Source organism: Allorhizobium sp. nf9_anc (genome assembly GCF_056323085.1).
In genome coordinates, this window is the sequence record NZ_CM150481.1 from 751011 (window position 1) to 770856 (window position 19846).

21 protein-coding genes are annotated in these 19846 nt (G+C 62.2%); 12 read left to right on the plus strand and 9 right to left on the minus strand.

Annotation, left to right across the window (positions count from 1 at the left end):
* The first annotated feature begins 7 nt into the window (after positions 1–7).
* The 3 genes from AC02Y0_RS03420 (at position 8) to AC02Y0_RS03430 (ending at position 4388) form a co-directional block, all read left to right on the plus strand.
* Positions 8–2533 carry a hypothetical protein gene (locus tag AC02Y0_RS03420; protein WP_476382418.1) on the plus strand — a complete coding sequence of 842 codons (2526 nt, stop codon included), beginning with the start codon at positions 8–10 and terminating at the stop codon, positions 2531–2533.
* Between the two features lie 131 nt (positions 2534–2664).
* Positions 2665–3609: an ABC transporter ATP-binding protein gene (locus AC02Y0_RS03425; protein WP_476382420.1), complete on the plus strand. Its 945-nt coding sequence runs from the start codon at positions 2665–2667 to the stop codon at positions 3607–3609.
* A complete protein-coding gene (locus AC02Y0_RS03430) occupies positions 3606–4388 on the plus strand; it encodes an ABC transporter permease (protein WP_476382422.1) in 783 nt (260 codons plus the stop codon). The genes AC02Y0_RS03425 and AC02Y0_RS03430 overlap by 4 nt, the downstream gene beginning before the upstream one ends.
* Positions 4389–4467: 79 nt before the next feature.
* On the opposite strand, the gene rpoH is transcribed toward AC02Y0_RS03430, so the two are convergent.
* Entirely contained in the window at positions 4468–5370 is a 903-nt protein-coding gene (rpoH, locus tag AC02Y0_RS03435) for an RNA polymerase sigma factor RpoH (RefSeq protein WP_102018284.1), read from the minus strand.
* A 260-nt stretch (positions 5371–5630) separates the two neighbouring features.
* On the opposite strand from rpoH, the gene AC02Y0_RS03440 reads away from it, so the two are divergent.
* Positions 5631–6515, plus strand: a complete 885-nt coding sequence (locus AC02Y0_RS03440) for a DMT family transporter (RefSeq protein WP_476382424.1) — start codon at positions 5631–5633, stop codon at positions 6513–6515.
* 18 nt (positions 6516–6533) lie between these two features.
* On the opposite strand, the gene AC02Y0_RS03445 is transcribed toward AC02Y0_RS03440, so the two are convergent.
* Positions 6534–7562, minus strand: coding sequence for an RluA family pseudouridine synthase (locus tag AC02Y0_RS03445; protein ID WP_476382426.1), 1029 nt, complete (start codon positions 7560–7562; stop codon positions 6534–6536).
* A gap of 171 nt (positions 7563–7733) precedes the next feature.
* On the opposite strand from AC02Y0_RS03445, the gene AC02Y0_RS03450 reads away from it, so the two are divergent.
* Both AC02Y0_RS03450 and AC02Y0_RS03455 read left to right on the plus strand, forming a co-directional pair.
* The gene (locus AC02Y0_RS03450) at positions 7734–8129 is read left to right on the plus strand and encodes a hypothetical protein (RefSeq protein ID WP_476382428.1); all 396 of its coding nucleotides are present in this window, start codon (positions 7734–7736) and stop codon (positions 8127–8129) included.
* A gap of 7 nt (positions 8130–8136) precedes the next feature.
* A complete protein-coding gene (locus AC02Y0_RS03455) occupies positions 8137–8970 on the plus strand; it encodes a TrmH family RNA methyltransferase (RefSeq protein ID WP_476382430.1) in 834 nt (277 codons plus the stop codon).
* A gap of 49 nt (positions 8971–9019) precedes the next feature.
* On the opposite strand, the gene AC02Y0_RS03460 is transcribed toward AC02Y0_RS03455, so the two are convergent.
* Together AC02Y0_RS03460 and AC02Y0_RS03465 are read right to left on the minus strand one after the other, a co-directional pair.
* Positions 9020–10165, minus strand: coding sequence for a hypothetical protein (locus AC02Y0_RS03460; protein ID WP_476382432.1), 1146 nt, complete (start codon positions 10163–10165; stop codon positions 9020–9022).
* Between the two features lie 184 nt (positions 10166–10349).
* Positions 10350–10880 (minus strand): DUF1134 domain-containing protein, encoded by a 531-nt coding sequence (locus tag AC02Y0_RS03465; protein ID WP_476383954.1) that lies wholly within the window; start codon positions 10878–10880, stop codon positions 10350–10352.
* 247 nt (positions 10881–11127) lie between these two features.
* On the opposite strand from AC02Y0_RS03465, the gene chpT reads away from it, so the two are divergent.
* Entirely contained in the window at positions 11128–11772 is a 645-nt protein-coding gene (gene chpT, locus AC02Y0_RS03470) for a histidine phosphotransferase ChpT (RefSeq protein WP_476382433.1), read from the plus strand.
* Between the two features lie 115 nt (positions 11773–11887).
* Positions 11888–12250 carry a response regulator gene (locus AC02Y0_RS03475; RefSeq protein WP_102018278.1) on the plus strand — a complete coding sequence of 121 codons (363 nt, stop codon included), beginning with the start codon at positions 11888–11890 and terminating at the stop codon, positions 12248–12250.
* A gap of 159 nt (positions 12251–12409) precedes the next feature.
* Here the strand turns inward: AC02Y0_RS03475 and ctrA are convergent, their stop codons facing one another.
* On the minus strand, positions 12410–13111 hold the full coding sequence (ctrA, locus tag AC02Y0_RS03480; protein ID WP_054148338.1) for a response regulator transcription factor CtrA: 702 nt from the start codon (positions 13109–13111) through the stop codon (positions 12410–12412).
* 434 nt (positions 13112–13545) lie between these two features.
* On the opposite strand from ctrA, the gene AC02Y0_RS03485 reads away from it, so the two are divergent.
* The gene (locus tag AC02Y0_RS03485; RefSeq protein WP_102018277.1) at positions 13546–13896 is read left to right on the plus strand and encodes a flagellar export protein FliJ; all 351 of its coding nucleotides are present in this window, start codon (positions 13546–13548) and stop codon (positions 13894–13896) included.
* 91 nt (positions 13897–13987) lie between these two features.
* Here AC02Y0_RS03485 and AC02Y0_RS03490 read toward each other — a convergent pair whose 3' ends face one another.
* Positions 13988–14275 carry a GNAT family N-acetyltransferase gene (locus tag AC02Y0_RS03490; RefSeq protein WP_476382436.1) on the minus strand — a complete coding sequence of 96 codons (288 nt, stop codon included), beginning with the start codon at positions 14273–14275 and terminating at the stop codon, positions 13988–13990.
* Positions 14276–14356: 81 nt separating this feature from the next.
* On the opposite strand from AC02Y0_RS03490, the gene AC02Y0_RS03495 reads away from it, so the two are divergent.
* On the plus strand, positions 14357–14848 hold the full coding sequence (locus AC02Y0_RS03495) for a paraquat-inducible protein A (protein ID WP_476382438.1): 492 nt from the start codon (positions 14357–14359) through the stop codon (positions 14846–14848).
* 80 nt (positions 14849–14928) lie between these two features.
* Here the strand turns inward: AC02Y0_RS03495 and sciP are convergent, their stop codons facing one another.
* Complete coding sequence (gene sciP, locus AC02Y0_RS03500; protein WP_007606379.1) at positions 14929–15204, minus strand: CtrA inhibitor SciP; 276 nt, start codon at positions 15202–15204, stop codon at positions 14929–14931.
* 401 nt (positions 15205–15605) lie between these two features.
* On the opposite strand from sciP, the gene AC02Y0_RS03505 reads away from it, so the two are divergent.
* Entirely contained in the window at positions 15606–16346 is a 741-nt protein-coding gene (locus tag AC02Y0_RS03505) for a helix-turn-helix transcriptional regulator (protein ID WP_102018274.1), read from the plus strand.
* 65 nt (positions 16347–16411) lie between these two features.
* On the opposite strand, the gene AC02Y0_RS03510 is transcribed toward AC02Y0_RS03505, so the two are convergent.
* On the minus strand, positions 16412–17437 hold the full coding sequence (locus AC02Y0_RS03510) for a DUF2793 domain-containing protein (protein WP_476382440.1): 1026 nt from the start codon (positions 17435–17437) through the stop codon (positions 16412–16414).
* A gap of 125 nt (positions 17438–17562) precedes the next feature.
* Positions 17563–18348 (minus strand): 3'(2'),5'-bisphosphate nucleotidase CysQ, encoded by a 786-nt coding sequence (gene cysQ / locus AC02Y0_RS03515; RefSeq protein ID WP_476383955.1) that lies wholly within the window; start codon positions 18346–18348, stop codon positions 17563–17565.
* 238 nt (positions 18349–18586) lie between these two features.
* On the opposite strand from cysQ, the gene AC02Y0_RS03520 reads away from it, so the two are divergent.
* The gene (locus tag AC02Y0_RS03520) at positions 18587–19840 is read left to right on the plus strand and encodes a sarcosine oxidase subunit beta family protein (protein WP_476382442.1); all 1254 of its coding nucleotides are present in this window, start codon (positions 18587–18589) and stop codon (positions 19838–19840) included.
* Positions 19841–19846 lie beyond the last annotated feature (6 nt).

The window sequence follows — 19846 nt, forward strand, 5'->3', positions numbered from 1 at the left end:
AGTGCTGATGGCTGACTTTATCGCAGTGATTCGACGGGCCGTTGACGGGCTCTCGAACAATACCCCGGAGATGCGTGCGCGGGTCTATGAAAAGGCTCGCGCCGCTGTCGTTCGGCAGCTCGAGAACATGTCACCGCGCCCGCCCGAGCACATGCTTCAGCGCCAGCTGGACAAGCTCGATGCGGCTATCCTGGAGGTCGAGGCAGAGCATGCGGAAGCCTTGGCGCCGCTCGATGATGCGCCGCCGGTCGTCATGCCAACGGCTGTTGCTGCAACAACGGTTGCCGCAGCTGCCGCACCCGCATGGGCCGAGCCTTCGCCGGAGCCTGAAGCACCTGTAGAGGCCGCTCCCCAGGACGAAGTCCAGGCTGCCGAGATGGAGCCGGTCGAGGCTGCACCTGCCGTGACAGGGGACGACTGGGCCGATGCCCATATGTCGGAGCCGGCGGCGTCTGCGCCCGAGGCTGAGACCACCGACGCGTACCAGGAGGAGCCGGCTTCCGAGGATCGTTACGCTTCCGATGCTCCTTACGCTGCCGAACAGGTAGATCAGGTCGACGCTGCACCGCAGGAAGATCTTGAGCCCATCGTGCCGGCCGCATCGGAGGAGACTTCCTGGCGGACCGAACCGACCTTCGGCCATGACGCTCCGGAAGCTGATTTCGCCCGCATCTACGAGACGCGGACTGAGCCGGAGATGGCTGAGCTGCCGCAGGTCGAGCCTGAGATTGCCGACGAGCCGACGCCGCAGTCCGCGGATGCGTTTGAACCGGGCGCCGAACATGCGACGTTCAGCAATGCGCCGACGGCCGAGGAGAACTGGTCCCGGGCCGAAGAGCCCGAGCCTGCTCAGCCTGCATGGGATATCGCGCCCGCTGTTGAAGTCGCGCCGATGGTTTTCGAGCCTGAAGCCGTCGAGGAGCCGAAGGTCGAGGCGCACCTTGAACCGGAAGCGCCAGCGCTCGGTATCCGGGTCGATTCGGTCGAAGACTGGCTGCAAAGCCGCGCGCTCGATCCGGCCCCCAGCATTCCCCAGGCAAGCTGGGACATGCCGGTCGCCACGGAAACTGCCGCGAACCGCGTGCCGGAACTGCCGGAAATCGAACCGGGCCCGACTGCCATTTCCTATACGCCGACGGACGAGTTCCCGGCCTATGAAGAACCGGTGCATGTCGAAGCCAGCCGCGACTATGTCGCACCGCAGGGCCTCGAGCTGCCACCTGCCGATCCGGTGGTGCTGGGCACACTTGCGGCCACTCCGGCTGCCGCATCCGTCGATGCCGACGACTTCAGCCAGTGGTTCCAGGAGCATGCGGACGGGACGCCGGCACGCGATGCCGAGGCTGGATCTGCTGCAGGCGCGTCGATCCCTTCGACCGAATGGGACGACCACATCAACAGCTTTGCGCCGAGTGCCAAGGGCGCACAGGTCGACCTGGGCAACCAGGCCGACGGCATGGAGGCGCTGGTTGGCGGATACGGCCAGCAGCCGGCCTATCGTCTTGAGCCTAAGAAGCGTCGCAATTTCGCGCCGTTGATCGTTGGCGCTCTGGTCCTCGTTGTGCTCGCCGGTGGTGGGTATCTGGCCTGGAGCATGCGGGATGATATCGGCAGCATGGTCGCCAATCTGACCGGCGAAGTCGCGCCTGCCGAAGAGGCGACTGCTCCGCCGGCTACGACGCCTGCCGATCCGCAGCCGTCGACCGAGGCGCCGGCAGCCGAAACGGCGGCCGCTCCTGCTGCTGCCAATGGCGAGACCGAACAGAAGTTTACCCAGCGGCTGCGCGCCGATGGCACGGAGATCGATGAAGGTGCGGGTTCCGCACCGATCACCGGTGCGCCTGCCGAAGGACGCTCGGTTTCGGCCCAGACGGTTGCCTCTACGGTTGAACCCACCGATGCTCCGCCGGCTGCAAGCGGCACTGCCACGACCCAGACACCGGGCACGGCTGCCAATACGGCGCCGGTCGCCGGTGGCGAAAAGCTCTTCCTCTATGAAGAGCGTATCGGCCAGGCGACGCCGGTGGCCGTCCCCGGCTCGATCAGCTGGACTGCCGTACGCGAGAACGGTGCTGATGGCCGGCCTGACCCGCAGATCCAGGGACGCATCAACGTGCCGGAGCGTGGCATCTCGGCTTTGCTGACGATCAAGCGCAACACCGACAACTCGCTGCCGGCGAGCCACATCATCGAAGTGGTCTTCTCCGTGCCCGCAGATTTCGAAGGCGGCGCCATCGAAAACCTGCAGCGGATCGCGATGAAGCGCACCGAGCAGGATCGTGGCGACCCGCTCGTGGCTGTCACAGCCAAGGTGACGGACGACACCTACCTTGTGGCGCTCAACGACTTCGAGGACGTGGTGAAGCGCAACATGGAGCTTCTCTCGACTCGCGGCTGGATCGACATTCCTGTCACCTATCGCAATGGTCGTCGGGCGCTCATCACGCTGGACAAGGGCACGACAGGCGGAAACGTCTTCGAGCAGGTGCTGCGCGAATGGGCGGCTTTGACGCCCGCCGCACCGGCGAACTGAGGCTCGTTCCTATCGCTTTTCCAAGGATCCGTCGGGTATTTCCCGGCGGATTTTTCTTTTCAAGTTGAGGGTTGTGCGCCGGACGTATCATCCGCCGGCGACCCCTCAGGATCAAGGGCAGGGAAGACGTGATGTCAGCACAGGCGCAGCGAGTTTCGACCATACCCTCTGCGGATCCAGGCGGGGATCCGGCCATTGCCTTTCTCTCCGTCAGGAAGGGGTTTGGGCACGGTAGCGGGGCCGTTCAGGCGCTGGATGGCTTGAGCCTCTCCATTCCCCGGGGCGTGGTCTACGGCCTTCTTGGTCCGAACGGCGCGGGCAAGAGCACGCTTCTGCGCATCCTTGCCGGGCTGCTGCGCCCCGATCGCGGCGAGATCAGGATATTCGGCGAGGCTGCAGGCCCCGCCCAGCGCAGCCGTCTCGGCATGCTGATCGAATCGCCGAGCTTCTATCCCTTTCTAACGGCCCGCGAGCATCTGCAGATGCTGGCGCGCGCTACCGGCACCCGGGCGCTGGTGGCGCCTGTCCTGCAGCGCATCGGGCTTGAGAAGGCGGCGGACAAGGCCGTGTCGGGCTTCTCGCTCGGCATGAAGCAGCGGCTCGGTATCGGCTGTGCGCTGATCGGGCAGCCGGAGGCGCTGGTCCTTGACGAACCGACCAACGGGCTCGATCCCGATGGCATTCTGGAAATGCGTGCCCTGATTCACGATCTGGCGCATCGCGATGGCCTGACCGTGCTCCTTTCCAGCCATCTGCTGGACGAGGTGGAGCGGGTCTGCGACCGGGTGGCGATCCTCCAGCGGGGTAGGCTTGTTGCCGAAGGTGCTGTTGCCGATCTGCTCGATCGTGACGGACGCTTCTGGCTGAAGGTGGACGCGCCGGATGCGCTTGTTGCCCGTCTTGGAGATGCGGCCGAGGAATCCGATGGTGGGGTCTATGTGCGGGTCGAGCGGACGGAGGTCCCCAACCTCATCCTCTCGCTCGCCAATGCAGGCGTTCGCATTCACGAGGCAAAATGGATCAAGCCGGATCTCGAAACCGTCTTCCTGTCCGAGACGCGTGAGGTACGCTCATGAGGCCGCTTCTCTCTGCCGAAATGCTCAAGCTCGTCCGTCAGCCGGGAACCCTCTTCTGGGGCTTCGTGGCCGTGCCGCTGGCAGCGCTTCTGGTCAAGCTGGTCATTGCAGGCTTCGTCTATCTGCGTCTGGGGCGGCAGTCCGGTGATGTCGATGTTTTCCTGTCGGCGGCCAAGAGCCTCAGTCTCTCCGGCAACTCGCTGGGGCACCTGCTCTTTGCGCTCGGGATCGCCACCGTCTTCTTTCTCGAATATCGCTATGCGACCTGGAGGCTGCTGGTGCCGAGGCATGCGCGCGTGGAGCTCTTCGCCGCCAAGCTGCTCGTCTGCCTTGCCTGGCTCGCACTGGCCCTGCTGCTGGCCGCGGTCGGGGACATGCTGCTCAGTGTGCTGTTTGGTGTCTTGCAGGGGCAAAGTCTCGAGCTCTCCGCATCCTCACTGGTTACGCTGGTAGCGGCGTTCGGCATCGCATTCCTTGAACTTGCGGTGCTGGCGGCGCTCGCTGGCCTGCTCGTGATTGCCTTCCGGTCGATGATTGCAGCCGTCATCCCGGCCTTTCTGCTGGCCATCGGTTCGACACTGCTGCAGCTCTATCTGGGAGCGGATGCCGACCGGCTGCCCTTGCCGAGCTATGCGGCCCAGGCGCTGCGGGACTGGTTGCTGGCGGGAGGGGCTCCGATGGCAGCCTTGATTGGCGTCACTGTCCTGATCTGCTGGTTCTGCGTCCTGACGGCGCTTGGACTTGCAGTCTTCTCGCGGCAACAACTGGCAGCGGAGTAACGCGCGGCCACTTCCATAAAGGAAAAGCCGCCCGGTTGCCCGGACGGCTTGAACAATTGTCCTCAGGGTCGGTTGGCCCTTAGGCCTCGACCACCCGGAGAGCCTTGGCCCGCTCGAGTGCGTCCTTCTGGACGGCCTCCTGGACCTTTTCAAAGGCGCGAACCTCGATCTGGCGCACGCGTTCGCGGCTGATGTCGAACTCGGCGGACAGCTCTTCGAGCGTCACCGGATCTTCGGCCAAACGGCGGGCCTCGAAGATGCGCTGCTCGCGTTCATTCAGCACGCTCATGGCGCGCTTCAGCATGCTGCGGCGGGTTTCAAGCTCGTCCTGCTCGATCAGCACGGCTTCCTGGCTCTCGTGGTCGTCGACCAACCAGTCCTGCCACTGGCCGCTTTCGCCTTCGGAGGCGCGCAGCGGTGCGTTGAGCGAGGCGTCGCCGGAGAGGCGACGGTTCATCGAGATGACCTCTTCCTCGGACACCTTGAGCTTGGTCGCGATCTCGGTGACCTGGTCGGGCTTCAAGTCGCCTTCTTCGATTGCCTGGATCTTGCCCTTGAGGCGACGCAGGTTGAAGAACAGGCGCTTCTGATTGGCGGTCGTGCCCATTTTCACCAGCGACCAGGAGCGCAGGATGTATTCCTGGATCGAGGCCTTGATCCACCACATGGCATAGGTCGCCAGGCGGAAGCCGCGCTCGGGATCGAATTTCTTCACCGCCTGCATCAGGCCGACATTGCCTTCAGAGACGACTTCGCCGATCGGCAGGCCGTAGCCGCGATATCCCATGGCAATCTTCGCCACGAGGCGCAGATGGCTGGTTACGAGACGGTGTGCGGCGTCGCGGTCACCATGCTCGGCGTAACGCTTCGCGAGCATGTATTCTTCCTGCGGCTCCAGCATCGGGAACTTGCGGATTTCATCGAGATAACGATTGAGGCCGGCTTCGCCGGCTGTGATCGATGGCAAACTGCTGCGGGCCATAAAGCACCCCCTTTTCCTATTGGGCTCCCAAAGCAACGGCGAGCCCGATCTCCGTGGATCTCACTTCCCCACGGAAATCCAGATGACAGATAAGTATGGCAAAACGGCGATACAAGCCTTGTGTTCCCTCACGAGACCGTGACGGAGTGTTCGCGATTCAACGATAAGGCTCGGGCGCCAGGCAATGTCGGCTGATGACGATATGGTGGCAGTTGCGGAATGTTATAAGCCTCTATCGTCGATTCTCCGAAGGTTCTCCCATGTCCCTGTCTGCCTATTCGCGCGGGCTCGTTGCTGTCAGTGCCGCCACCGTGGCGCTGTCCACGGCAGGGCTCATGACCCGGCTGGTGTCGATTGATGGGCCCACGCTTCTCTTCCTGCGCGGCACGATCGCCGGGGTCTTCCTGCTTGCCGTGCTGGCTGTTACCGCGCGACGCCGGACCATCGCCGATTTTGTCCGGCTTGGGTGGCCCGGCCTTCTGATTTGCGCAACATCGGCTGCCTGTGCCGTCCTGTTCATCGGCGCTCTCTACGCGACGTCCGTCGCGCACGTGGCGATCATCTTTGCAACATGCCCGTTTCTCGCAGCCGGCCTTGGCTTCCTTCTGCTTGGCGAACGGCCGGGCAGAGTGGCGCTGATTGCCAGCGGGGTGGCGATGGCCGGCGTGATCTTGATGATCGGCAGTGGGGAGGAAGGCACGCTGTTTGGTGATCTGCTGGCCTTCGCCATGACGGCTATGGTGGCACTCTGGACCGTGCTTGTGCGCCGGTATCCGGACAAGCCGGCTCTGCCCTGCACCGTGGTGTCCTGCTTCATGAGCGCGACGGTGGCACTGCCCTTCGCGACGCCGTTGGCTGCCTCGTCGCAGGACCTCCTGGTCGTTCTCGGCTTCGGGGTGCTGGCCTTCTCGCTGGGTTTCCTACTGCTGACCATTGGTGCCCGGGACGTTCCGCCCGTGGAATCGGCACTCATCGGTGCGCTGGATGCGCCGCTTGCACCGTTCTGGGTATGGCTATTCCTCGGCGACGTGCCGGCATCGACGACGCTGATCGGCGGCATGGTCGTGCTTGCGGCCGTCGTCGGTCACGTGCTGCTGGCGCGCAATGCGCCAGCGGTGGTGGCCGTGCCGTCGACCGACCGGTAGCGCCGGATAGGGGTTTGGTTACATCACCTTCAGCGCGTCAATGACCTTCTGAAGATCCGCCGGGATGGGGGCCTCGAAACGCATGGTCTTCCCCGTGGTCGGATGTTCGAATGCGAGCAGATAGGCGTGTAGCGCCTGGCGGTGGAACTTGTTGACGGCGCGCTTGGCGTCCTCGGTCAGAAGGTTCGCCTTTGTCTTGAAGGCGGCACCGTATTCCTGATCGCCGATCAGCGGATTGCCGATATGGGCCATGTGGACGCGGATCTGATGGGTGCGGCCCGTCTCCAGGCGGCACTCGACCAGCGAGGCGAGGCAGGTGGCGTCAGGCTTCTCGCCGTAGCGCTCAAGCACGGTGTAGTGCGTGATTGCCTCGCGGGCGTCGTCGGTGTCCTCGCGCTTGACCGTGCGCTTGGTGCGGTCGGCGCCGGAGCGGCCTAGGGCGGCATCGATCGTGCCGGCCAGCGAGCGCGGGCGGCCCCAGACCACGGCGCGGTAGGCGCGCTCCAGCGGGCCGGTGCGGCCATGGTCGGCGAACTGGTCGGAGAGATGGCGGTGCGCGATATCGTTCTTGGCGACGACCATCACGCCCGACGTATCCTTGTCGAGGCGATGCACGATGCCGGGACGCTTGACGCCGCCGATGCCGGACAGGCTGTCGCCGCAATGATAGATCAGTGCATTGACCAGCGTGCCATTCCAGTTGCCGGCGCCCGGATGGACGACAAGGCCCGGAGGCTTGGCAATGACGATCAGGTCAGAATCCTCATAGAGAACCTCCAGCGGGATATCCTCGCCCTTCGGCTGCGGGTCCTCGGGCGCCGGCAGGTCAATGACTACGGTATCGCCCGGCTTGATCTTGCGGTTGGGAGAATCCAGCGGCGCGCCGTTCAGCTGCACCGCGCCCTGTTCGATCAGCGCCTTGACGCGATTGCGCGAGAACTCGGCCCCGAGCGCTGCCGTCAGCCAGGCGTCGATGCGGCCTGAGGCATCGTCCTCGGCAATCAGCTCTTTCCTTGATGCGGCGGCTTCGTTAAAGGGGTCGGTCATCATGTCATCCCGTCTCACGGCGGCCGATGCTGCGGCCCTTGTCGCTGCCATTTGGCACAGACCGGGGGCTTCGACAATCGACAGCCGGTTCGCCCGGCGATTTTCTCCGGTTCGTTCGCCTCGGGGAAAGCGTCGGGATCAGGGCGAACACGATGGGAAACGACTGCTGCCATGGCTGATATCGACGACGAGAACCTGGAAGACAAGCCGCTCGATCCGGTCATGGAAGGCGTTCGCCGCAAGATGGTCAAGCTGCAGCTGATCTCCGGCGGCATCATGGCGGTACTCTTCCTCGCCGTGCTGGTGTCGATCTTCTACAAGCTGACCCGCGATGAGGGTGGTGCCGAAGCTGTGGCCGCGACGTCGTCGTCGACCTTTGCCGTTCCATCCGACCAACCGCTCAGCCTGACTGCCAATCTGCCTGCCGGCTTCCGCGTCGCCCAGACCTCGCTTTCGGGCAGCCAGATGCTGATCTATGGCGAAACGGCTGCCGGTGAACGCAAGGCCTTTGTCTTCGACCTCGCGCTCGGCCGCATCATCGCCGACGTGACGCTTGCCGGCGACTGAGGACGGCGTGGGGCCCGATCGCTTCATCGAGATTACCGATCCCGGCGATTTGAGGATCGCCGAGTTCACGGCGATCCGCGAGCGCGACCTGGCCGGCCGCCAGGGCCAGTTCATTGCCGAAGGCACGGTCGTCTTGTCGATGCTCGCCAAGGCGCATGGCGGCTCCGGCCCGGTGCGGGCGGAAAAGCTGCTGCTTTTGAAGAACAGGGTCGCCGGGCTTTCCGATCTGATCGGTCAGTTTCCTGAGGATGTCCCCGTCTATGTGGCAGAGGCCTCTGTGCTGGATGCGATTGCGGGTTTTCATCTGCATCGCGGGGTGCTTGCGCTTGGTAGCCGTGCCGCGCCACCCGATCTCGGGCACTTGATCGCAGGATTGCCGGAAAGCGCGCTCGTGCTGGTCGGCTGTGGCATTTCCAATCACGACAATATCGGCGCGCTGTTTCGCAATGCCGCCGGCTTTACTGCCGATGCGGTCCTGCTCGACGAGACGTGCTGCGACCCGCTTTATCGCAAAGCCTTGCGTGTGTCCGTCGGCGCGGTGCTGGCCGTGCCCTATACGCGTCAGCGCAGCGCAGAGGAGGTTCTCGGCACCCTCGCGGGAGCTGGTTTCGAGATCTGGGCGCTCTCGCCGGCAGGCACTGTCGAGATCGGCGCCATCGCTCCGGGACGACGTGTGGCTCTGGTCATGGGTACGGAAGGCGAGGGTCTGCCGGCGACGATCCTCGATCGCTTCCGCTCGGCGCGCATCGCGCAGGCGCCGGGGCTGGATAGTCTGAATGTCGGCACCGCAAGCGGGATCGCGCTCTACGCCATTGCCCGCGCCATGGGGCGGCTCGGCTGACCCGCTACGCGACACGCAGTTTCAAATTCTCGGATGTTGATGGGTTGCCTTATTCGGCAGGCGTTGCCATGCCGGAAGCGCGGCCGATCGACGGATCCATGGCGAGAACTCGGTCGACGAGGCTCTTTTGCTTGTCGCCGCCCTTCGGCTGTGAGCCGATCAGGTCGGTGATAACAGACCGCTCGTCCTCGCGGGCTGCTGTCAACACGATCATCTTGGCGGCAATGTCGCCCAGTTCCTCGCGCAGCGCATCGTCTTCGGTCGACGCCTTGGCTTTGAGCAGGCGTTCGGTCAGAACCGTCTGGCTGCGGCGGATGTCGTTTTCAAGGACGACCGGGTCGGCAGCGAGGTTGGAATTCGCGATCTCGTCTTCGACCATGGACGGCTCTTTCGTGTCGGGCAGGGCGATACCGGCTTCCCGCAGCGCGCGTTGCGCATTGCGCAGCTGGGCATTGGCCGTCTTCAACTTGGCGCGCAGATCGGTCAGTTCCCGCGTGCGGCGTTCGACGAGCGAGCTAGCATCGGCACGCTCGGCGGCGTCGCGGGCGAGGATGTCCTCAAGCCGCAGGACCTTGTGCTCTTCCTGGGCCAGGCGCAGCTCGGCGTCCTTGGCGCGCTTGCCGAGCAGCTTGGTCTCGCGGCGCAATTCTTCGCGCTCGTCGCGCATGCCCTGGATGCGGGTCTTCAGCGTGTCGATCTCGGTGTCGCGGCTCATTGCCTCGATGCGCATCGTGTCCATGTCGCTGATGACGCGGGCAATCCGATGGGCGCGTTCTTCGAGTTCGACATCCTTGGCGGCGGCTGCGATCTCGACGCGCTTCAGCGTCTCGCGGATAGAGCCCATCTCCACATCGCTGCGGCGCAGCTTGGAGCGAAGATCAGCGGCTTCCGTGCTCATCTCCTCGATCTGAACCTTGAGGTCCTTGCTGTCGGACAGAAGTCTGGCGGCGTCCCCGCTCAGCGTCTCGTTCTGCAGCTTGAGGCCGATCGACTTTTCCCGCTCGCGGGTGAGCTCGTGCTGGGTCCTGGCATTTTCTGCAGCATAGAGGGCGCGCACCATGTCCTTCTGGGCGCGGATCTCCTGCGGGCTCAGCGGCATGGTCGCCTTCAGCCGGTTCTCCGTGTAGAGCACGACGCGTTGATGGATCGCCGGTGCGACAAGCATCACCAGCAGCGCCGCCGCCATAAATCCCATTGCGAAAATCAGGGCATATTCAATCACGGTCGCGCCACGGAACTCTTGAAGATTAGCAGTTAGTTAAGCATGGCCGCCGTCAGGCGGCAAGCGGAACGACGGACCTGGCCGGTACCTTCCACGAATATGCCTAACGACAGACCAGATCGAGCTTGCGTGAGCCTGAGCCACGCAACTTGTGGGCTCAGAAGGGGTTCCAGGTGGGCGCGCGGGTCAACTTGAGATAGCCGACGTTAACGCCGAGCCGTGCGCCTAGGCCTGTGCGAATCGGCACCAGGATCACATCGCGGCTTTTGAGGACCGTCATGCCGACGCCGGCGACGATGTAGGCCGAGCCGCTCACGCCGCCGTAGCGGGCATAGAGCGTGTCGACATCGGGCAGGTCATAGACGAGCATCATCGCGCGCGTGCCGTTGCCGCCGTAATCGATGCCGAGGGATGGGCCCTGCCAGAACACGTCGTGTTGGCCGACATTCTTGGTGTAGAGCGTGCCTTCGCCATAGGTGAGGCCAGCGATCAGGGCACCGGAGCCTTCCTGGCCCAGGATATAGCCGTTCGGCAGGCCATACTGTTCGAAGGCCTGTTCAATCACCTTGGCCAGGGCGCCGCTGGTCTCACCGAAGAAGCCGTGACCGGCATCGACCACTTCCTGGATCGTGTATTCTCCGGCAGCCGCGGCTGGCCGTTCGCTGACCGCAATGCCGATGATAGCCATGGTGGCCAGGAACAGCGATCGCAGAACCGGCAGGGAGCGAATGGACGAGGGAATCATGGTGCCTCCTGAATGCGAAGCCGACGGATTCGGCGTCTTCCTTGGGGGTAATTAAACCTAGCGGGCATCGTCTTAATAATCGGTTTACCAAATATGGTGTCATTATGGCCGAACGGCATCCGACCAAGTCGCGGCCTGCGGACGTGTGTCCGCCTGTTGCGCTCAGGGTCCACATCTTCTGGAGACGACCATGGCGAAGAACCCCAACCTCACGCTTGCAGGTCCCGACCTCGCGGCGCTGCTTTGCAGCCGCGTCTGCCACGACGTCATCTCGCCGGTCGGCGCGATCAACAACGGCCTCGAACTGCTCGACGAGGGCGGTGCGGACGCCGATGCGATGGATCTGATCCGCACCAGCGCGCTGAATGCCTCGGTCCGCCTGAAGTTCGCCCGTCTTGCCTTCGGGGCTTCCGGCTCTGTCGGCGCCTCGATCGACACCGGTGAGGCCGAGAAGGCTGCCAAGGACTTCGCTCAGGCCGAGAAGAAGACCGAGGTGACCTGGAGCGGTCCGCGCGCCATCATCGCCAAGAACCGCGTCAAGCTGCTCCTCAACCTCTTCCTGGTCGCCTATGGCGCCATTCCGCGTGGCGGCTCGCTCGATATCTCGCTCGAGAACCCGGAGACGGACGCAAAGTTCAAGATCGTCGCCAAGGGCCGCATGCTGCGCGTGCCGCCGAAGTATCAGGAAATCCTCTCGGGCCACCTGGAAGAGGCGGTCGACGCCCATACCATCCAGCCCTATTACACCATTTTGCTCGCGGATGAGTGCGGCATGGAACTGAAATGCGTGCCGAGCGAAGGCGAGATCGCTTTCACCGCAGAACTGATCGCCTGAGCTGTCCCGATCCGGGACGATGGGCTGTTACAACCGGTAACCTTTCCTTAGGTCAGGCCCGGTATCATGGCGGTTAAAATTGTATTCCCCGGTTTTGAGGGGAGGGGAGTTGACCATGAAGCGCTTGATGATCGCAGACGGCTCGGACATCGTTCGCAAGGTCGGCAAAAAGATCCTGTCGGAGCTTGGCTATCAGGTCACGGAAGCTGGTTCCGGGCGTGAGGGTCTGACGCGCTGCGAACGGGAACTTCCCGATGTCATGATCGTCGATGCCGGCATGGACGACGCACTCGACCTGATTTCCAACGTCCGCGCGCTTCCCGATGGCAAGGCCGTGAAGATCTACTATTGCGTCGTCGAGGCCGAGCTGAAGGTGATGATGGCCGGCAAGCGTGCCGGTGCCAACGACTTCCTGCTCAAGCCTTTCGATCGCGAGATCCTCACCAAGACATTCGGCGACAAGGCGATCGCTGCCTGATCTGCCAGGAACTGAAGCAAATATCTGAAAGGCGGTACCCATCGGTGCCGCCTTTTTTCATGGCCGCAATCCGCGACGCTGCTGCGGCAGGGTAAAGCCCAAAAAGCAAAAGGCCCGCGTCGTGAACGCGGGCCTCCGGCAAGGGGATTGGGAAAAGGCTTATGCCGTTTCCATGTATTCTGCGCCATCCGGCTCTCGCAGCACGTAGCCGCGGCCCCAGACGGTTTCGATGTAGTTTGCGCCACCGGCGGCATTTGCGAGCTTCTTGCGCAGCTTGCAGATGAAGACGTCGATGATCTTCAGTTCAGGCTCGTCCATGCCACCATAGAGATGGTTCAGGAACATTTCCTTGGTCAGTGTCGTACCCTTGCGGAGCGAAAGCAGCTCCAGCATCTGGTATTCCTTGCCCGTCAGGTGAACGCGCTGGCCACCAACTTCGACCGTCTTGGCATCCAGGTTCACGATGAGTTCGCCCGTGATGATGATCGACTGGGCGTGGCCCTTGGAACGGCGGACGATCGCATGAATGCGGGCAACCAGCTCGTCCTTGTGGAACGGCTTTGTCATGTAGTCGTCGGCGCCGAAGCCGAGGCCCCGCACCTTGTCTTCAATGCCTGCCATGCCGGACAGGATCAAGATCGGCGTCTTCACCTTTGACAGGCGAAGGGTACGCAGCACCTCGTAACCGGACATGTCGGGCAGGTTCAGGTCGAGCAGAATGATGTCGTAGTCGTAGAGCTTACCGAGGTCGACACCTTCTTCGCCGAGATCGGTGGTGTAGACGTTGAAGCTCTCGGACTTGAGCATCAGTTCGATGCTCTGCGCCGTCGCGCTATCGTCTTCAATGAGTAGAACCCGCATATTTATCCCCTTTACCGCCGCCGAAAGGTCAAGATGGCCCCCTACGCGATACGGATCCAGTCGTTGCCTGATTTGAAGGCTGCCACCAATTGGTTAACAAATTCTGATTCCCTCTGGCAAGGTGTATCGAATTTATTAAGCAAAGATTTCAGCCTCCTGATTCTTCATGTGTTTCGGTCATCGCCACACCTGAATCTGCGCCTCAGGAAAACCCTGTAACCGATTCATTTGACTCATCATTGTCAGGAGCTCTTTTCGGGCTCTGGCATTTACTGACCCTTAAGTGATCGGGCTTATCATTAACGATGCCCGTAAACGAAAGGTTACCAAAGGTAGCTTTTTGTTAACGCCGCGGACTTTTTTTGGACGAATCGGTGGCGGGCGTGTTGAGTAGCAAGTGTGGCGGGGGATCTCGCATCACGGGAGTATTGCGTATGAAGTCGCGTGAGAGCCTGGTACGCCTGAAAGGTTTTCAGGTTACCGAAAAGCGTCGGCAATTGCAGCAGTTGCAGTCGATGATGTCCGAGTTCGAACGGATGGCGAAGGAGCTCGAAGCTCAGATCGGCATCGAGGAAAAGAAGTCGGGTATCTCTGATCCCAATCATTTCGCCTATCCCACCTTCGCCAAGGCAGCTCGCCAGCGCGCGGACAATCTTCAGGTCTCCATTCGGGAACTGAAGGTCCAGCAGGAAGCAGCAGAACTGGCGTTGGAAGAGGCAGAAGCGGAATACCAGAAGGCGGCGGCTCTCGAAGAGCGCGATGGCCAGATGCGTGTCCGGGCCTGAATAACGCTATTCAGTCTGGTTGAGATTTCGAAAAGGAAGGCGGTCGCGGGTTACCCTCGCGTCCGCCTTTGTTCGTTTATGGCCCAAGGGATCAGCCCTGTCGAACGTCATTCCAGTCCGGATGGCGGTCCATCTGCGCCTTCATGAAGGGGCAGAGCGGGATGATTTTCCAGCCGCCCTTGCGCGCCTCGGCAACCGCATGCTCGGCGAGCGCCTGACCGGCGCCGGTTCCGCGCATCTCGCCCGGCACCTCGGTGTGATCAATGATGATCAGAGTGGGGGAGGCGCGAGAGAAGGTCATGAGCGCCGGTTCCGCGATGCCATCGACGCGGCCTAAATAGCGTCCGCCGGACCCTGCTTCCTCACTGGTGATGTGCATCCTAGCCTCCTGTTGCCGTCGTTTCCTGCTTCTGCTTAACATCGGCGCTTGCGAACCGGCAACGATAGAGCCGGACACGCAGTGTTCGACATTGCAAGGGGAACCTCGTTGCTGGTCTGGTTGAAGGCGCTTCTCCTTGTCGGTGCCCCGGCATTTTTTGCCCTTGGGGTCACACTTCCGCTGATGCGGTTCGAGAGCTTTTACGTCTTTTCGACCGATGCCTCCCTGGTTGAGGTCATCCTCTCTCTGTGGACAGGCGCGGATGCGGCGCTCGCCGTGCTTGTCGGGCTGGTTTCCATCGTCTTTCCGCTCGCCAAGCTTCTGCTTGTCGCTGCCGAACAGGTGGTCGAAGATCGCCTTCAGCAGATCGGGTTTCTCGATCGTCTGGTGCCGGTGCTATCGAAGTGGTCGATGATGGATGTGCTGCTCGTCGCCATCGTCATCTTTGCGACGAAAACGAGCGGGCTGGCGCAGGCCTTTACCCAGCCGGGCCTCTGGTTTTATGCGGGATCGAGCCTGGCGGTGGTTGCCTTGAGTGCTCTTGGCCGAAGGGCTGTGCCCCAGAAAGCATGAAACCGGCAGGCTGGGCCATGCCGGTTCAGGATGGGTCTTGTCAAAAAACTTAGTGTACCGGCAAACCGGCACCAAAGGTACTAATGGCGATACTGCTGGATTCGGGTGGTGCGCAGGCCCGGCAGGCCGTGGTCGCTGATCGAAGACTGCCAGGAGAGGAACTCCTCGACCGTCAGCGTGTAGCGTTCACAGGCCTCTTCCAGGCTCAACAGGCCGCCACGCACTGCCGCGACAACCTCAGCCTTGCGGCGGATCACCCAGCGGCGTGTATTGGCCGGCGGAAGATCGGCAATCGTCAGGGGGCTGCCATCGGGGCCGATGACATATTTCACTCGTGGGCGGATCATTTCGGTCATTGGACTCTCTATACAAACTCAAGACCACACACCCGCATACTAGGACCGATGCTTTAAAATTTGCCTAAGCCCATTGTAAGCATTTGATAATAATTTTAGCGACGCAGCCGCGCCGGGATTCGCCCATTTTGCTGCAACTTGAGTAAACTTGCGGCAATTGCATAGGAGTTATGCGAACGGCGCGACTGGTGCGCGTCGCGCATCTGTGGCATTGGGCGCTCATCAATATCCATGCCGAGGACGATCCGTCGTCCAGAAGGGCAGATGTCGCGCAAGTCGGCTCTTTTTGAGCCGCAAGATCGGCGACAGGCCCAGCTGATACCCGTTCCTTCATGGAACGACTCAATGTCCATAAATATTCAGATCCCGATCGGACGGAATGTTCGGTCGAAAGGAGTTGTATGTTCAGGCCAACCGATGTGACGCACAGTCACAATCTTGGTGACGGCGCTGCCGTTTTTCAGAGTGAGGCGCTCTCCACGGGATCGTGGGGGCGTGATCTCTTTTCGCTGGGTCGTGCTCACGGGTTTCGGCACTGTCTTCTTGCCAGGTTTCCGAAGGCTGACAGCCCGGAATTTGCGGCCAATCTGATCGTCTGCACCTGGCCAGACGAGCTGCGATTGGCTTATGAGGCAGCCGAAGTCTACGCCGGAAGCCAGCTCGTTGCGCGCATCAAGCAGTCGATCCTGCCGATCTACACGGAGGACAACCTCTTCCTCGGCACACCTGGCTCGGAAGCGCGGCAGCCTGTGGCGCCGGTGTTCCAGCAGTTCGAGCTTGGCGCTCTTCTGGTCTACAGCCTGCATGACCGGAACCAGACCCAGTATGTTCTGGTTCTTTCGGGACGTGCCAGCGCGCCCGACCGCAGAGAGATTGCAGAACTGCAGTTGAGCTTGATGGAACTGCTTGATGCCGGTGTCGAGGCGCTGGTTCCGCGGCTCGGCCCGAAGGAAAAGCTGTCTGCGCGCGAAATCGAATGTCTGCGCTGGTCGGCTGCGGGCAAGAGCAGCGACGAGATCGCGATCATTCTCGATATTTCCAGCCATACCGTCGTCAGTTATCTGAAGAGCGCGATGCGCAAGCTCGAAGCGGTCAACCGCATGCAGGCAGTCGCCCGTGCCTGCCGTTACAGGCTGCTCTGAGATCCGACTTTTGTTTTGAGCGAAAGGCGCCACACGACCTGTGGCGCCTTTCGTCGTTTCGGGTGTCAGAGCAGGGTCAGGCTGAGCTCCGTCTTCGCGTAGCCGAAGTCATACTGGATCGTGCCGAGGTGGCGGAGTGAGAGGGTGTCGCCTGCGTCGAACCAGACCAGGGCGACCGTGCTCGAGACACCTGCACCGCCGATATGGCTTGCAACATCGATCGAGCCATTGCGGCTGACATGGACGGTGTGGGTGCCAGTGCTGTTCGCGTCTACGGTCAGCGACAGAAGATAGAGACCAGACGCCGATACCACGAGCGGGCGCCCATTGCCGGAGGCAAGCGGAGAGCCGAGCGCGACATCGCCGCCCGAGAGATGCAGGACATCGAAGCCGGTGAAGCTCCCGGCCGCCGGGGTGAGTGTTGCCGTATTCAGCGAGGCGCGGGCGTGAGGGCGCTGGTCGTGGCGGACATAACCCTCCGGCGTGATGCTGACGGCCTGACGCCAGCCGGTCACGTCGCCGTTCACCTTGAGCGAGAAGCGGTCTTCCCCCGCAAGCCCCATTTCGGCACGCCCCTGCCAGTTCGATTGGAAGATCAGGCTCGCGGTCTCTGCCGTGCCTGATTTGTTGATCGTCAGCCGATGGCTGTCGCCCGCGTGATTGAAGAGGCTGGCGGGCGAGGCGAGCGACAGCCTGTTATAGCTGTCCGGCGTGGCGGCGATGCCCAGCCGCTCGAACTGAGCCTCAGAAGGGAGAGGCTGCTCGATCCAGTCGGTGCCGTCGAAAAGTTTCAGTCTCTCTTCATCCAGAAAGACGGCGGTCCAGCCCGCACGCGGTGTGATGAAGATCCAGATGCCATCCTGGAAGAGGGCGAGCATGCCTTCCCGGCCGCTCCAGGCGCCAGTCCCGGGAGTGATGACCAAATGGATCTGGCCATCGAGAGGATCTGTGGGCGGACTGGGCAGGCTGCTGGTGATGACGAGCTGCACGAGCGCGTCGAGGCGCTGCAGCGCTTCATTGTGGGTCACATGCTTCTGCGCCTGTGCGGGCAGGATGAAGGGCAAAGCGAGCTTGGTGGTCGTATCGGGCATGGTCTCTCCTTCTCATTTGGCTGCCAGGTGCAGCGCGGGTTCGAAGGGAGAAGTCTCGGGCATGCCTGAAGACGGGGTATGAAAATCGCATGCCCCCGTTGAATTTGCTCACTCTTTCTTAGATGTCATCCCCGCTCGTGCAGGCGTCCTGTCGCAATGAAGGCCGGATTTTCGAAGGCGCGCAGGCCGATCAGTCGCTTGCCATAGGTGAGCGGCGCGCCGTCCTCGGTCGCAACCATGCCGCCTGCGGCGCGCAAGACGGCATCGCCGGCTGCCGTATCCCATTCCATGGTGGGGCTAAAACGGGGATAGATGTCGGCCACGCCTTCGGCCACCAGGCAGAACTTGAGCGAAGAGCCGACCGCCTTGCGCTCCAGGATCTCTGCCTTCTTGATATAGGCGTCGGTCGCATCGCAATTGTGGGAGCGGGAGACGAGCGCTGAGGGCGAGGCGTGCTTTTGCCTCACCGCAATGGGATAGCGGGCGGTGACGCGGTCCAGATCGTCCACCACCAGTTTCTCGGCCTTGCCGGGGCCGCCGAGATAGAGCGTGTTGAGTGCTGGCGCATGGACCACGCCGATGGTGGGGGTGCCGTTTTCGATCAGCGCGATGTTGACGGTGAAGTCGTCATGGCCGCCGATGAATTCCCGGGTGCCGTCGAGCGGATCCACCAGGATGAAGCGGCCGCCGCTGACATCAGGGATACGGCCGGCGGCGACCTCTTCTTCTGCGACCACGGGCACGTCCGGCAAATCGCGTGCGAGCGCGTCGAGGATCAGCCGTTCTGCGGCCTCGTCGGCTTCGGTCACGGGTGACTTGTCGCCCTTGATGCGCACCTTTGCGCCGGCGCGGTAGATGTCGAGAATGACGCGGCCAGCGGCGATCGCGCTTTCCTCGAACAGTCTCAGAATGTCTGTCGTCTGATGCACCTGAACCGGGCTCCCGATCATGTCACACTCCGGTTTACTGCCATGGCCCGCCGTTTGGAAGTGCGCCTTGCCGCAGCATGGGAATGCAGGCTGATGTTTCTGTGCTGCACTGCGAGCAAACCTGTGTTCCATGTCTCAAACAGCATAGTTTTTGTCCTGATCGCGCTTGCTCTTTGTGACGCCTATGCGAATGTGACGCGACATTTGCAGAGGTTGTTCGATGCGTTATTCCGCCCTTTCGATCTTCCGCCAGGCGCTTTCCGGCAACCGGAACTGGGCGCCGATGTGGCGTGAGCCGCAGCCGAAACCGCATTACGACGTTGTTATCGTCGGGGGCGGCGGGCATGGTCTTTCCACCGCCTATTACCTCGCCAAGGAATTCGGCATCACCAATGTCGCTGTCATCGAGAAGGGCTATCTCGGCGGCGGCAACGTCGGGCGAAACACCACGATCATCCGTTCGAACTACATGCTTGAAGGCAATGAGCCCTTCTACGAGCTGTCGATGAAGATGTGGGAAGGCCTGGAGCAGGACTTCAACTACAATGCCATGGTCTCGCAGCGCGGGATCGTTAATCTCTTCCATACCGACGGCCAGCGCGACGCCTATGCGCGGCGCGGCAATGCGATGATGATGCATGGCGTGGCTGCCGAACTGCTCGACCGTGAGCAGGTGCGCCAGATGATGCCGTATCTGAATTTCGACCATGCGCGCTTCCCGATCCTCGGTGGTCTTTTGCAGAAGCGCGGCGGTACGGCCCGTCATGACGCGGTTGCGTGGGGCTACGGGCGCGGTGCGGACGAGCGCGGCGTCGATCTCATCCAGCATTGCGAGGTCACCGGCATCCGCCGCGACGAGCTCGGTCAGGTGACCGGCGTCGAGACGAGCAAGGGTTTCATCGGCTGCAACAAGCTGGCGCTGGCGACCGCCGGCCATACCTCTGTCACCGGCAAGATGGCCGGACTGGATCTTCCGATCGAGACGCATGTGCTTCAGGCTTTCGTGTCGGAGGGCATTAAGCCCGTGATCGACAATGTCATCACCTATGGTGCCGGACACTTCTATATCTCGCAGTCCGACAAGGGCGGCTTGGTCTTCGGGGCCGACATCGACTACTATTCTTCCTATGCGCAGCGCGGCAATCTCGCGACCGTCGAGCATACGATCGAGGAGGGCGTGTCGCTGATCCCCGGTCTCTCTCGCGTCCGGGTGCTGCGGTCCTGGGGTGGCGTGATGGACATGTCGATGGACGGCTCGCCGATCATCGACCGCACGCCGATCGACAATCTCTACCTGAATTGCGGCTGGTGTTACGGCGGCTTTAAGGCGACGCCGGCGTCCGGCTTCTGTTTTGCCCATCTGATCGCCAAGAACGAGGCCCATCCAGTGGCTCGCCTCTTGCGCCTTGATCGCTTCGAACGCGGCTTTGCCGTCGACGAAGGCGGCAAGGGTCCCCAACCGAACCTGCATTGAGACATC